Here is a 14,060-nt window from a genome sequence, read left to right as displayed (position 1 = left end):
GTGGTGGGTGATGACGGGTTCGAACCGCCGACCCCCTCCTTGTAAGGGAGATGCTCTACCAACTGAGCTAATCACCCCCGCTGTGTGGAGTCGCATTATAGGGATCCTTCGAAGTGAGTCAACGCTTTTTAAAATTAAAATGTTTGTTCGCTTTAAAAATAGTCACCCTGCGGGGGTTTTAGCCAATGTGCTGGTTTTATTAGCAGAAAAAGCCGTTTGCGCTGCGGTAGCAACGGTGAGAGTGATTGAGGAATCATCTCCACCTGCTAGAATGTGCGCACTGTTTTTTCGCGTTAACCCGTTTTTTTGTCATCCAGACAGGAAAACCTGCGCATCTAAGGCAATGCTGAATGAAAATTAAAACCCGCTTCGCCCCCAGCCCGACCGGCTATCTGCACGTTGGAGGCGCCCGCACCGCGCTTTACTCCTGGCTTTTTGCACGTCATTACGAAGGCGAGTTTGTCCTGCGTATTGAGGACACTGACCTGGAGCGCTCCACGCCGGAAGCGATCGAAGCCATTATGGATGGTATGAACTGGCTGAGCCTTGACTGGGATGAAGGTCCTTACTATCAGACCAAACGTTTTGACCGCTACAACGACGTCATTGATGAGATGCTGGAAGCGGGCACCGCCTACAGGTGCTACTGCTCCCGCGAGCGACTTGATGCACTGCGTGAAGAGCAGATGGCTAATGGTGAAAAGCCACGCTATGACGGTCGCTGCCGCGACAGCCATGAACATCACGCCGCTGATGAGCCTTGCGTGGTCCGTTTCCGCAATCCGCAGGATGGCTCTGTCATTTTTGACGATCAGATCCGTGGCCCGATTGAATTCAGCAATCAGGAACTGGACGACCTGATCATTCGTCGTACTGATGGTTCACCGACCTACAACTTCTGTGTGGTGGTGGATGACTGGGACATGGGGATCACGCACGTTATCCGTGGTGAAGATCACATCAATAACACACCGCGTCAGATCAACATCCTGAAAGCGATTGGCGCGCAGGTTCCTGTCTATGCGCACGTCTCCATGATCCTCGGTGATGATGGTAAAAAACTCTCCAAGCGTCATGGCGCGGTAGGCGTGATGCAGTATCGTGACGATGGCTATCTGCCGGAGGCGCTGCTGAATTATCTGGTTCGTCTGGGCTGGTCTCATGGCGATCAGGAGATCTTCAGCATTCCTGAGATGAAATCGCTGTTTACGCTGGATGCGGTCAGCAAATCAGCCAGCGCTTTCAACACTGAAAAACTGCAGTGGCTGAATCACCACTATATTACTACGCTGCCGCCAGAGTATGTGGCGACGCATCTGCAGTGGCACATTGAACAGCAGCAGATCGATACCCGCACCGGGCCTGAACTGGCAAAACTGGTGACGCTGCTGGGCGACCGCTGCAAAACGCTGGTGGAGATTGCCGCTTCCTGCCGCTACTTCTATGAAGAGTTTGACGCTTTTGATGCGGATGCCGCGAAGAAGCACCTGCGTCCGGTTGCGCGTCAGCCGCTGGAGCGGGTGCGTGACAAGCTGGCTGCACTGAGCGACAGCGACTGGAATGCAGAGCAGATTCACCATGCGATTCAGAGCGCGGCGGATGAACTTGAGCTGGGTATGGGGAAAGTGGGCATGCCGCTGCGTGTTGCCGTTACCGGAGCAGGGCAGTCGCCGGCGCTGGATGTGACCGTGGAAGCGATTGGCCGCAGCCGCAGCGTCGCGCGGATTGATAAAGCGCTGGCATTTATTGCTGAGCGCGAAGCTAACGCCTGATAGCTTACCGCTCTCGCTCGCTGCGGGAGCGTTATCAGGCATAACAAAAAAGCCGGAAGCAATCGCCTCCGGCTTTTTTATGCATCCTGAATACCCAGCCTTTCCAGAACACCGCGGATCCCTTCACGCAGTAAAAGGGCGGCGAGCTGGTCCTGTTCTGTCTGCGTCATTTGCTGGACAGAATTTATTAATAACGCAGGTAACGTATTCTGCTGAGCGGCGTAATTCGCTGCCGGTTCACTCGCATGGCGGGTGGACTGAATAAAGCTCTTCACCCGCTCATCGATATGGATCAAACGCGCTTTGCCGCCCTGTACACCGGGCTTAGGCGTGGTGGTCCAGTTTTCGCGTTTGATCCATTTGTTCACCGTCTGCCGACTGTAGCCCGTTTCAAGCGCGAGCTCTTCGGGGGTTAGCCATTCCTTTTTCACGATGCTGTCCCTGTTGAATACATTAGCTCTACATATTACAACAAAACGTTACTGGGAAAAGTAATCCGGACAGAAAATGCTTTTTACGACCAATAAAAGACATTAATAGATTACGACGCTTCGCGTGCAACTGCCTGCTCAGGACGGAAGGCCAGGAAATAGGTCAGACCAACGAAGATAGCTCCCCCTACGGCGTTGCCAAGGAATACGGCAATAACGTTAGGCGCAAACTCGGCCCAGCTCATCTGACCCGCAAAGATAGCCGCCGGCACAATAAACATGTTCGCCACGACGTGCTGGAAACCAATGGCCACGAACGCCATTACCGGGAACCACATCCCCATGATCTTGCCCACCATATCTTTACTGGCAAACGCCAGCCATACTGCCAGGCAGACCAGCCAGTTACAGCCCACGCCAGAGATAAAGGCATGCAGGAAATCGGCGCTGACTTTAGCGTGCGCAATCGCAACGGTTTTTTTCAGGTAGTCACCTTCCGTCATGCCCAGCATATGCCCAAAGAACCAGGCGACGGCGACGCTACCCATAAAGTTCGCAACCGTAACCCAGAACCAGTTACGCAGGACGCTCAGGGCGCTGATACGGCGGGCAAACCACGCCACCGGCAGCGTCATCATATTGCCCGTCAGCAGCTCACCGCCAGCCAGCACGGTCAGGATCAGGCCAACCGGGAATACGGCAGCGCCCAGGAAGCTGGAGAATGAGCCCCATTCAGCAGGCAGCTGGTTAATGACGTGCAGATCAAGCAGGAAGCCGGTAGCGATAAAGGCACCGGCCATAAAGCCAAGGATTAATAAGGTTGAAACGGGCAGGCGGCTTTTAGCCACGCCAGCCTGAATCGCCAGCTGGGCGATCTCTTTGGGAGTATGTAGCGACATAATTCTCTTTTTCTTTTATTAAACAATGGGATGATTTTTACCGGTTATTAAGGAGCTAACCCTGGCAGGTCAACCGGTTAATTAGCGTGCGAAGTTTTACACGGACCATTAACGAAAACAAGCCTGGCGCTAACATCTTTAACCTGAATTTAACCCGCCAGCGCGCTGCTTTTTGGTCGCCAGCAGCAGCGGGAGGGCATAAATGGCGAAAAAAAGATCACTACAACACGGGTTTGCCGTCTTTTTCAGCGATTGCACACAGAACGAGAATTTGCCGTTGACACACTCAGGGCGGTTTCATATTATGCCGTCCGTCGGGTCTGCCCGGCAGTTTTTTCGGTACGGGGCTATAGCTCAGCTGGGAGAGCGCTTGCATGGCATGCAAGAGGTCAGCGGTTCGATCCCGCTTAGCTCCACCAAACCGCTCCCAACGGTTTGAACCGAAAGAATGATTCCAGATGTGGGGGTATAGCTCAGCTGGGAGAGCGCTTGCATGGCATGCAAGAGGTCAGCGGTTCGATCCCGCTTATCTCCACCAAATCTTCGTTGTTGCTCTGAATAGCGTCCCGTTACTGCGATAAATCTCTTCCTGAATGACCTTTTTCTGTCAGTTCTGCTCCCTGCAACTCACGCTTTAAAGCGGCAGCTATTCCGTTGGTGAAAATCAGTGATGTGCAGAAAGCGCAGAGAAAAGCGGAAAGCGTGGTGCGGAAGGCGTATCGGCTGAGCAGGAGAGCAGGGCGAGCCGAAGCCCGCCCTGATAATCAGAAAGCGAGTACCAGACCGGCAATGGCAGCTGAGAGCACGCTGACCAGCGTTGAACCGTAGAGCAGTTTCAAGCCAAAGCGTGATACCACATTGCCCTGTTCTTCATGCAGTCCTTTAATCGCGCCAGCCACAATCCCGATGGATGAAAAGTTAGCGAACGATACCAGGAACACCGAAAGAATACCCTCTGCGTTAGGTGACAGCTGGCCTGCAACTTTCTGCAGATCCATCATCGCCACAAATTCGTTAGAGACCAGTTTGGTGGCCATGATACTGCCTACCTGCAGCGCTTCATGCGCCGGAACACCCATCACCCAGGCAAACGGATAGAATACATAGCCCAGCACGCCCTGGAAGCTGATACCAAAAATCAGGTCAAACAGCGCATTCAGGCCGGAGATCAGGGCAATAAAGCCAATCAGCATAGCCGCAACGATAATCGCCACTTTAAATCCGGCAAGAATATATTCACCCAGCATCTCAAAGAAGCTCTGACCTTTATGCAGATCCTGCAGCTGCAGATCTTCTTCATTCTCTACGCGATACGGGTTGATCAGCGACAGAACGATAAAGGTACTGAACATATTCAGCACCAGTGCGGCAACCACATACTTTGGCTGCAGCATGGTCATGTAGGCGCCCACAATGGACATCGATACGGTCGACATAGCGGTAGCCGCCATGGTGTACATACGACGCTGCGACATTTTGCCGAGAATATCTTTATACGCGATGAAGTTTTCTGACTGTCCCAGAATCAGAGAACTGACGGCGTTAAAAGACTCCAGTTTGCCCATGCCGTTGACTTTTGACAGCACGGTTCCGATACCGCGGATGATCCACGGCAGAATGCGGAAATGCTGCAAAATACCGATCAGCGCGGAAATAAAGACGATAGGGCATAAAACATTAAGGAAGAAGAAGGCGAGTCCCTTTTCGTTCATGCCGCCAAACACAAAATTGGTGCCTTCGCCTGCATATTTCAGCAGGTAATCAAACATGCTGGCAAAGCCCTTAACAAAGCCCAGTCCGGCTTCAGAGGTCAGGAAAAACCACGCCAGCAGGAGTTCAATCACTAAAAGCTGTGCGATATAGCGAAAGCGAATACTTTTACGGTCGTGACTGACCAGCAGGGCCAGCACGCCGACGACCACCAGTGCTAAAAGGAAATGCAAAATATGGGACATATCGGCTCCAAATTTGAGGAGGGTTGTATTTTGCTGCGTATTCTATGTAACACGTTACTTAAAAACGAGATCAAACCCGCATTATAAGTATTCAGTATCGCAATTTTTTGCGGATAACTCTGCCTGCTCACATCGCCGTAACAAACCGCTCACACAATTTATCCACACAGAGATTGTTTATAATTTGTTCCGGGCGTAGAGTAAAACCGTTCTATGCTTTGTCAGAGGCCGATCTTTGCGTTGATGTATAGCATTGGCTATACTTTATAGCACTATCTATTACTGCGATAAATATAACCAGATTTCACTCGCCTGTAAGGCTCCCTAAACTCAGTGGGGTCTACACGCGTCAGGACAGGATCACACTATGTCAGAAAGCCGCACCGCAGAGCGCGCCGCCCGCGGAGCCAGAAAACTCAAGCTCGCCCTGCTGGGGCCTGCGTTTATCGCCGCTATCGGTTATATCGATCCGGGTAACTTTGCCACCAACATCCAGGCAGGAGCCGCCTATGGCTATAAGCTTCTGTGGGTAGTGGTCTGGGCAAACGTCATGGCGATGCTGATCCAGCTGATGTCAGCCAAACTGGGGATCGCAACCGGTAAAAACCTGGCGGAGCACATACGCGACCGTTTCCCGCGTCCCGCCGTCTGGTTCTACTGGGTGCAGGCCGAAATCATCGCGATGGCGACCGATCTGGCAGAGTTTATCGGTGCTGCGCTGGGCTTTAAGCTGCTGCTGGGCATCTCACTGCTGCAGGGCGCCGTGCTGACCGGCATTGCGACCTTTTTGATCCTGATGCTGCAAAGCCGCGGACAGAAACCGCTGGAGCGGGTGATTGGTGGCCTGCTGCTGTTTGTTGCCGCGGCCTATATCGTTGAGCTCTTTTTCTCCCAGCCCAGCGTCAGCCAGCTCGTCACCGGGATGGCCCTGCCTTCGTTACCAGGGTCTGATGCGGTATTTCTGGCAGCCGGCGTACTGGGCGCCACCATTATGCCGCACGTTATCTATCTGCACTCGGCGCTGACTCAGCACGGTAATAAAGGCACCAAAGCCGAACGCTACTCCTCCACCAAGCTGGATGTGGCGATCGCGATGACCATCGCCGGTTTCGTGAACCTGGCCATGATGGCCACGGCGGCGGCAGCGTTTCACTTCAGCGGACATACCTCCATTGTCGATCTGGATCAGGCATACCTGACGCTGGAGCCGCTGCTTGGACAGGCTGCAGCGATTGTATTTGGACTGAGCCTGGTGGCGGCCGGACTCTCCTCTACGGTGGTCGGCACCCTGGCGGGGCAGGTGGTGATGCAGGGTTTTATCCGGTTTCATATTCCGCTGTGGGTCCGGCGGGTGATTACCATGCTGCCCTCATTTATTGTTATCTGGGCTGGCTGGGACCCGACGCGCATTCTGGTGATGAGTCAGGTACTGCTGAGTTTTGGCATCGCCCTGGCGCTGATCCCGCTGCTGGCGTTTACCGGAAATCGTGAGCTGATGGGTGATGAACTGGTCAACTCCCGCCTGATGCAGAACACCGGCCGCCTGATTGTGATGCTGGTCGTGGCGCTGAATATCTATTTACTGGTGGGTGAGGCGCTCGGCTGGTAGCGTAAAAACCGGCGCGACAGCGCCGGGAAGGGGTTCAGTGATGGTGGTCATGATGATGTGGCGGGCCATCGTGTCGCCAGTGCGCGCGACGTTCCCGTTCATGATGGCGATCCTGTTCGCGCCAGCGTTCCCGCTCGTGCCGGCGTCGTTCATGTTCGCGGTCGCGCTCCCACGCCTTATGACGCTTCCACTCTTCATGGCGCCACCAGCGATGTTCATTATACTGGTAGCGGTCGTTCCACCAGCGCGGTTCGCGCCAGTTCCCGCCATCCCAGTAATAGCCGCGACGGTCGCGTTCTCCCAGCTGTAAACTGACGCCGGGGGCAAGATCGATGGTAGCGCTGGTAGCATGGGCTGTGTGTGGCACCAGCGGCGATAATGTTGCCAGCAAAACGGCAACGAAAAGTACAGATTTCATGTTATCTCCTTGTGACAGCTTATCACTGCTATCGTCAGACCAGTGTGCCACATCGGACCAGCCTAGCCTTGAGATTTAGTCTGAAAAAGCACGACGGCAGCAGAATATGCGGTCGGTTAACCCCGCCTGCTGCCGTAAAAGAGAGCGGTTACATCAGGATCTGATCGATCGCCTGCAGCTCTTCAGCGGTCAGCGCCGGCTGGCTCAGCATCGCTACCGCGTCGTCGATCTGCGCGATTTTGCTGGCGCCAATCAGCACTGAAGTGATGCGCGGATCGCGTAACACCCAGCTCAGCGCCATCTGCGCCAGCTTCTGCCCGCGCTGCTGCGCCAGCATCTGCAGCTGCCGCACTTTTTCCATTTTCTCTGCGGTAAGCTGGTCCTCATTCAGGAATTTACTGCCGCTGGCAGCACGCGAATCCTGCGGGATGCCCGCTAAATAGCGATCGGTCAGTATGCCGCCCGCCAGCGGTGAAAAGGCGATGCAGCCGGTTCCCTGTTCGCCCAGCACATCCAGCAGGCCCTGTTCCGGGCCGCGTTCAAACAGCGAATAGCGCGGCTGGTGAATCAGACAGGGCGTGCCGAGCTCACGCAGCAGCGCTATAGCGCGTGCGGCCTGATCGGCCGGATAGTTGGAGAGCGCAACATAGAGCGCTTTACCCTGACGCACGCAGTGATCGAGCGCGCGCATCGTCTCTTCCAGCGGCGTATGCGGATCGGGACGATGGTGATAAAAGATATCTACATACTCCAGCCCCATGCGTTTCAGGCTCTGATCGAGACTGGCGATCAGGTATTTACGCGACCCCCAGTCACCATAGGGACCATCCCACATGGTGTATCCCGCTTTGGTGGAGATCACCAGCTCATCGCGCAGGCCGGAGAAATCTTCCCGTAAAATACGACCGAAGTTGCTCTCTGCGGAACCGGGCGGCGGACCATAGTTATTGGCCAGATCGAAATGGGTGATACCGCAGTTAAAGGCGTGGCGCAGCAGGTCGCGGCTGGTATCGACGCGCGTCGCGTCGCCAAAGTTGTGCCAGAGCCCCAGTGAAATAGCGGGCAGTTTAAGCCCGCTCTGGCCACTGCGGCGATAGTGCATCTGCTGATAACGATCGGGATGAGGAAAGAGAGGCATAGCTTAAGGTTATCCTGCAATAGAAATGAGCATTTCGGCCGGTTAGTGTATGCGTTTACACTGCGCTAAAAAGCGTGAAAGATCCCATTCTGCAGAGAGATATCATGTCGTAACGAATGCTTGCCATTAAGCCTGGCGCAATCGCGGTTAAAAAGTCGCTTCATTTCAAACCCATCGCTGATACTCCAGAACATTCCCCTGGAAGGAGCATCTGATGAAGAGATTCACCGTAAGCGACTATCTGTTACAGCGGCTGGATGAGGCGGGCATCCGTCACCTGTTTGGCGTGCCGGGCGACTACAATCTGCAGTTCCTCGACAGCGTGATCGCACATCCGGCGATCGCCTGGGTCGGCTGTGCCAACGAGCTTAACGCCGCCTACGCGGCTGACGGCTATGGCCGCTGTCAGGGCGCGGCAGCGCTGCTGACCACCTTTGGCGTGGGCGAGCTGAGCGCGATTAACGGCATCGCCGGCAGCTATGCCGAGTATGTGCCGGTGATCCAGATTGTCGGTGCGCCGGCGCTGAGGGTGCAGCAGCAGGGGGAGTGCGTGCACCATTCGCTGGGTGACGGCGATTTTCACCATTTTCTGCGTATGGCGCAGGAGGTCAACGCCGCGACAGCGGTGCTTACCGCAGAGAACGCTGCGGCGGAGATCGATCGCGTGATAAGCACCGCGCTGCATGAGCATCGGCCGGGCTACCTGTTGCTGGCGGTGGACGTGGCCGCGGCAGCGATAACCCCGCCGTCAGCACGTGCTGAGCCGCACAGTGAAAACGCAGATGCCACAGCAGCCTTTGCGGCGGCGGCTGAGCATCTGCTGGCACCGGCACAGCGCGTGGCGCTGCTGGCTGATTTTCTCGCCGCACGCTGGGGGGCAGCTGCACAGCTGGCCGGACTGCGTGAGCTGCGCGCGATTCCGGCAGCAACGCTGCTGATGGGTAAAGGCGTGCTCAATGAACAGCAGCCCGGTTTTGTCGGCACTTACGCGGCGGCGGGCAGCAGCATGGCTATTCGCGAAGCGATTGAGGCCGCGGATGTGACGCTGTGCGCGGGCGTACGCTTTACCGACACGCTGACCGCTGGCTTCACCCAGCAGCTCTCCGCTGAACACGTTATTGATATCCAGCCGTTTCACAGCTGCGTGGCAGGCGAGCGCTTTACGCTGCCGATGAAGGCGGCGCTGGCGGCGCTGCAGCCGGTTTATCAGCATCACTGCCCGCGCTGGCCGACCGGAGAGAGCATGCAGTGCGAGGAAAATGATCAGATTGCTGCAGGGATAATCACTCAGCAGGCATTCTGGCAGGCAATGCAGCACTTCCTGCTGCCGGGTGATATTATCCTTGCCGATCAGGGCACGGCGGCATTTGGCGCAGCGGCCCTGCAGCTGCCGGAGGGGGCGCAGCTGCTGGTACAGCCGCTGTGGGGATCGATTGGCTATACGCTGCCGGCGGCGTTTGGTGCGCAGACGGCGCGGCCCGACAGCCGGGTGATCCTGATCATTGGCGATGGCTCAGCACAGCTGACTATTCAGGAGCTGGGCTCCATGCAGCGTGACGGCCAGCGCCCGGTGATTTTCCTGATCAATAACGACGGCTATACCGTAGAGCGCGCCATCCACGGTCCGGAACAGCGTTATAATGACATTGCGCGCTGGAACTGGACCGCACTGCCGCAGGCGATGAGCCTGGAAGGGGCGGCGCAGAGCTGGCGGGTCAGCGAAACCGCGCAGCTGGAGGCGGCGATGGCGGTGGTCAGCAAAACCGCGCGTTTGTCGCTGATTGAAGTGGTGATGGAAAAACAGGATCTGCCGCCGCTGCTGCGCAAAGTTACCGCCGCCCTGCATCAGCGTAATAGTGGTGCAGTTTAAGAAAGTTGCCTCTATACAGATGGCCTGACAATCGCCAGGCTGTGCATCACACTGGATTAACAGCGTCCGCCTCACCGGCGGGCGTTGTTGTTTTATTGGCAGGCTTCTATAGTGTTTGCCACTATTTATGACCCAAGCGGAGCAGCAGAAGAATGACAAAATACGCCCTGGTCGGCGATGTGGGCGGTACCAACGCTCGTCTCGCGCTGTGTGAGGTAGAGACCGGCGCCATCTCACACGCCAAAACATTCTCCACATCAGACTACGACAATCTTGAAGCCGTTATCCGTTTCTATCTGGCGGAACAGCAGCAGGCAGTGACTGATGGCTGTATCGCTATCGCCTGTCCGATCACCGAAGACTGGGTCGAGATGACCAACCACGACTGGGCATTCTCAACGCGCCAGATGAAACAGAATCTGGGCTTCAGCACGCTGGAAATTATCAACGATTTCACCGCCGTCTCTATGGCGATCCCGATGCTGACGGAAAACGAAGTGATTCAGTTTGGCGGCAAAGCGCCGGTTAAAGATAAGCCGATCGCTATCTACGGTGCGGGCACCGGACTGGGCGTCAGCCATCTGGTGCACGTCAATCAGCGCTGGGTCAGTCTGCCGGGTGAGGGCGGCCACGTCGATTTCGCGCCGAACAGCGAAGAGGAAGATCAGATCCTCGAAGTGCTGCGTGCAGAGATGGGCCACGTTTCTGCCGAGCGCGTGCTGTCAGGAGCGGGACTGGTCAACCTTTACCGCGCGATTGTGAAATCTGACGCGCGCGAGCCGCAAAACCTCAAGCCAAAAGATGTGACCGAGCGGGCGCTGCAGGATACCTGTATCGACTGTCGCCGCGCGCTGACGCTGTTCTGCGTGATCATGGGACGCTTTGGCGGCAACCTGGCGCTGAACCTCGGCACCTTTGGTGGCGTTTATATTGCGGGCGGCATCGTGCCGCGCTTCCTCGACTTTTTCAAAGCCTCCGGTTTTCGCGCGGCGTTTGAAGATAAGGGACGTTTCCGCGACTATCTGGTCGATATTCCGGTGTATATGATCACGCACGATCAGCCCGGCCTGCTGGGGGCCGGCGCGCATCTGCGTCAGGCGCTGGGCCGCGTACTCTGACACAGCGGCGGACGGCGCGGGTCGTCCGCCTTACAGCCGCATCAGCTGCCGGAACGGTCTGGCTTTGCTGCGGCTTACCGGTACCTGCGCCTCCAGATCGCGTAGCTTCACCAGATAGGTATTATTAAACCACGGCTCTATCTCGCGAATTTTACTCAGGTTCACACAGTAAGAGCGATGGCAGCGAAAAAACAGCGTCTCCGGCAGCCGGCTGCAGAACTCACTGATGGCCACTGACATCACGTAGGCCTCCCGCCGCGTATAGACAAACGTCAGCTTCTCATGCGCTTCCACATAGTAAATATCGTTGATATCGGTAACGATGATGCGCTCATCTTTCTGCAGGTTCACCGTCTGCGGCGTAACAGCCTGGCTGTTCTGCAGCGGCGGCGGCTGCGTGGCGGCCTCCAGCTTGTTCAGCATGGTGATGATGCGCGCCTCATGGTAGGGCTTGAGGATGTAGTCAAACGCGTCGAGTTCAAACGCCTCCACCGCATAATCTTTCCAGGCAGTGATAAAAACAATCAGGGGCTTGTGGGTAAACTGATGAATATTCTGCGCCAGCAGCATGCCATCCAGCGACGGAATATTAATATCGAGAAAAATCACGTCGACCCGATGCGTCTGCAGATATTTCAGCACATCCAGCCCGTCATCAAAGCTTGCTTCTACCGTGATCTGACTATGCTGCTGAATCATCCAGCTGAGCTCCTGGCGCGCCAGAAATTCATCTTCCACTATTATGGCTTTCATACTGTTATTTCCGGTTGAACGCTGAGCGCGGCAGGGAGAGGCTGGCTGTTTTTCGGCAGGCTAAAGGCGATTTCCGTTCCCGGCTGGTGGCGCATGATAATCAGCCCCTGGCCGGTCAGCAGTCTGACACGGTGGTGAACATTCAGCAGGCCAATTTTATTGCCCGGCATCTCATTGCGCGCAACGCGGCGGGTCACCTCGTCGCTGATCCCCGGTCCGGTGTCGCGTACGGCGATACGCACCCAATCGCCCAGATCTTTCACGCTGAGCGTCACCACGCCTTTGCCCCGGCATGGCTGAATGCCGTGCACAATAGCATTTTCCACCAGCGGCTGAATCAGCAGGCTGGGCAGAGTAAAGTGCAGATCGTCGTCGATATCGTAGATCATTGACAGCTTATCGCCGAAGCGCGCCTGCTCAATGGCAATATAATCTTTTACCTGCCACAGCTCTTTCTTGATATCGATCAGCTCATCCTCATTGAGTTCAAGGTTATAGCGCAGATAGCGCGACAGGTTGATAACCAGCTGACGGGCAGTATCGGGGTTCATCCGGATGGAGGCAGAGATAGCGTTCAGGGCATTAAACAAAAAGTGGGGGTTAATTTTGCTCTGCAGGGCCCGAAGTTCCGCTTTATTGGCCATTTCACGCAGCTGCTCTGCGCGCGATACCTCCAGCTGGGTCGAGATAATCTGCGACAGCCCGATAGCCATCTCTTTCAGCGAGCCGGTAATGCGGTGCGCCCGGCGATAGTAAATTTTCAGCGTCCCGGTCACCTGACCCTGCTCCCAGAGCGGGATCACCAGCATCGAGTGAATATCACGCGTGCGATGCGCTTCGTCGTTGTTTTTGATAATGATCTTCCCGCTGGCAATCGCCTGTGCGGTGGTGGGGCTGATGCCATCATCGCCATTATGGTAGTTCTGTTCACCATAGCCGACATACGCCTGAATCTGCTGCGTATTGGTAATGGCAACCGCGTCGGCGTGGATGTCGCGCCGGATAATATCGCACACTTCGCGCAGCGCATCGCTGTTTACCTGACGAAACAGCGGCAGCGTTTTATTCGCTATCTCCAGCGCAAGTTTGGCCTGCCGGGCGGCGATCGCCTCTTTTTCTCCCTCCACGCTCTGCACCAGCAGCACAATCAATCCGATACTGGAGGCACCCAGAATCATCGGCAGGGCGATCTCCGAGACAATCGTCAGGCCGAGCGCTGCAGGCTTTGCCCATAACAGGATCAGCAGCATAGTCAGCGCTTCGCACAGCATGCCGCCCGCTATGCCGGCCCCCCAGCGCTGCTCTTTGCTGACCCGGCGATTGATTACGCCAGAGGCGATACCGGCCACAATGCTGGTGATCAGGCAGGGTACTGACGTGACGCCATCTATGTCGATCAGGAAGCGGTGCAGCCCGGCAATGACGCCGGTCGTCACGCCCACCCAGGGGCCAAACAGAATGCCGCCCGCCATCACCGCAATGACGCGGACATTTAGCAGCGAGCCATCCACCGCCACGCCGGACCAGGTGCTGAACAGCGCAAACAGCGAGAAAATCAGGGTGACGATCGCTTTCTCGCTCAGCGTGTGTTCATCTTTCTGCAGCAGCTGGCGCAACACCCGGGTGCGGGTAAGAAAAAAGAGGCAGATAAGCATCAGCGCTGCACGATCGAACACCGCCAGCAGCATGTCAAAATGGAAGGGCACAGGCGTTTCCGGGACAAAATATCGGTGGCGTCATAATAAAAAATGCGCGCGCAATGCGCCAGCCTGGCGCTCTGGGTTTAACGGGCCGCATAAATGCGGCCCCTATGGAATTTGTGTAGGGGCGCCATTAATGGCGCCCTGGTTTAACGGGATGCATAAATACGGCCCCTGCGGAGGCGCGTAGGGGCGCCATTAATGGCGCCCTGGTTTTAACGGGCCGCATAAATGCGGCCCCTACGGGATTTGTGTAGGGGCGCCATTAATGGCGCCCTGGTTTTAACGGGCCGCATAAATGCGGCCCCTACAGGGTTTGTGTAGGGGCGCCATTAATGGCGCCCTGGTTTTAACGGGCCGCATAAATGCGGCCCCTACGGGATTTGTGTAGGGGCGC

Annotated in this window: 11 protein-coding genes and 3 tRNA genes; 6 read left to right on the top strand and 8 right to left on the bottom strand. The window is 56.0% G+C overall.

What is annotated here, in order from left to right; translation table 11 throughout:
- Position 1: 1 nt before the first annotated feature.
- A tRNA-Val gene (locus AC2CF9_RS18080) sits at positions 2 to 77 on the bottom strand.
- A 273-nt stretch (positions 78 to 350) separates the two neighbouring features.
- Between AC2CF9_RS18080 and gltX the strand changes: the two genes are divergently transcribed.
- Complete coding sequence (gltX, locus tag AC2CF9_RS18075) at positions 351 to 1,772, top strand: glutamate--tRNA ligase (RefSeq protein WP_071668079.1); 1,422 nt, start codon at positions 351 to 353, stop codon at positions 1,770 to 1,772.
- 77 nt (positions 1,773 to 1,849) lie between these two features.
- Here the strand turns inward: gltX and AC2CF9_RS18070 are convergent, their stop codons facing one another.
- Together AC2CF9_RS18070 and AC2CF9_RS18065 are read right to left on the bottom strand one after the other, a co-directional pair.
- The gene (locus tag AC2CF9_RS18070; protein WP_039379424.1) at positions 1,850 to 2,203 is read right to left on the bottom strand and encodes a YfeC-like transcriptional regulator; all 354 of its coding nucleotides are present in this window, start codon (positions 2,201 to 2,203) and stop codon (positions 1,850 to 1,852) included.
- 110 nt (positions 2,204 to 2,313) lie between these two features.
- Positions 2,314 to 3,102, bottom strand: a complete 789-nt coding sequence (locus AC2CF9_RS18065; RefSeq protein ID WP_150016596.1) for a formate/nitrite transporter family protein — start codon at positions 3,100 to 3,102, stop codon at positions 2,314 to 2,316.
- A gap of 343 nt (positions 3,103 to 3,445) precedes the next feature.
- On the opposite strand from AC2CF9_RS18065, the gene AC2CF9_RS18060 reads away from it, so the two are divergent.
- Both AC2CF9_RS18060 and AC2CF9_RS18055 read left to right on the top strand, forming a co-directional pair.
- Positions 3,446 to 3,521 (top strand) — tRNA-Ala (locus AC2CF9_RS18060).
- A 43-nt stretch (positions 3,522 to 3,564) separates the two neighbouring features.
- A tRNA-Ala gene (locus tag AC2CF9_RS18055) sits at positions 3,565 to 3,640 on the top strand.
- A 226-nt stretch (positions 3,641 to 3,866) separates the two neighbouring features.
- Here the strand turns inward: AC2CF9_RS18055 and AC2CF9_RS18050 are convergent.
- Entirely contained in the window at positions 3,867 to 5,057 is a 1,191-nt protein-coding gene (locus tag AC2CF9_RS18050; RefSeq protein ID WP_039379419.1) for a NupC/NupG family nucleoside CNT transporter, read from the bottom strand.
- Between the two features lie 367 nt (positions 5,058 to 5,424).
- Between AC2CF9_RS18050 and AC2CF9_RS18045 the strand changes: the two genes are divergently transcribed.
- Positions 5,425 to 6,666 (top strand): Nramp family divalent metal transporter, encoded by a 1,242-nt coding sequence (locus tag AC2CF9_RS18045; RefSeq protein WP_039379417.1) that lies wholly within the window; start codon positions 5,425 to 5,427, stop codon positions 6,664 to 6,666.
- Between the two features lie 34 nt (positions 6,667 to 6,700).
- Here AC2CF9_RS18045 and AC2CF9_RS18040 read toward each other — a convergent pair whose 3' ends face one another.
- Together AC2CF9_RS18040 and mgrA are read right to left on the bottom strand one after the other, a co-directional pair.
- Positions 6,701 to 7,084 (bottom strand): DUF2502 domain-containing protein, encoded by a 384-nt coding sequence (locus tag AC2CF9_RS18040; protein ID WP_484557593.1) that lies wholly within the window; start codon positions 7,082 to 7,084, stop codon positions 6,701 to 6,703.
- 148 nt (positions 7,085 to 7,232) lie between these two features.
- Entirely contained in the window at positions 7,233 to 8,222 is a 990-nt protein-coding gene (mgrA, locus tag AC2CF9_RS18035; protein ID WP_150016594.1) for an L-glyceraldehyde 3-phosphate reductase, read from the bottom strand.
- A 214-nt stretch (positions 8,223 to 8,436) separates the two neighbouring features.
- On the opposite strand from mgrA, the gene AC2CF9_RS18030 reads away from it, so the two are divergent.
- Entirely contained in the window at positions 8,437 to 10,092 is a 1,656-nt protein-coding gene (locus AC2CF9_RS18030; protein WP_484557592.1) for an alpha-keto acid decarboxylase family protein, read from the top strand.
- A 152-nt stretch (positions 10,093 to 10,244) separates the two neighbouring features.
- Entirely contained in the window at positions 10,245 to 11,210 is a 966-nt protein-coding gene (gene glk / locus AC2CF9_RS18025) for a glucokinase (RefSeq protein WP_039379409.1), read from the top strand.
- A gap of 30 nt (positions 11,211 to 11,240) precedes the next feature.
- Here glk and AC2CF9_RS18020 read toward each other — a convergent pair whose 3' ends face one another.
- Positions 11,241 to 11,963: a LytR/AlgR family response regulator transcription factor gene (locus tag AC2CF9_RS18020; RefSeq protein ID WP_150016592.1), complete on the bottom strand. Its 723-nt coding sequence runs from the start codon at positions 11,961 to 11,963 to the stop codon at positions 11,241 to 11,243.
- Positions 11,960 to 13,651 carry a LytS/YhcK type 5TM receptor domain-containing protein gene (locus AC2CF9_RS18015; RefSeq protein ID WP_484557594.1) on the bottom strand — a complete coding sequence of 564 codons (1,692 nt, stop codon included), beginning with the start codon at positions 13,649 to 13,651 and terminating at the stop codon, positions 11,960 to 11,962. The genes AC2CF9_RS18020 and AC2CF9_RS18015 overlap by 4 nt, the downstream gene beginning before the upstream one ends.
- Between the last annotated feature and the right edge of the window lie 409 nt (positions 13,652 to 14,060).

This window comes from Pantoea sp. SYBGC1, assembly GCF_057197005.1.
The sequence above is the reverse complement of the archived record's forward strand: the minus strand, read 5'-3'. Positions and strand labels throughout refer to the sequence as shown.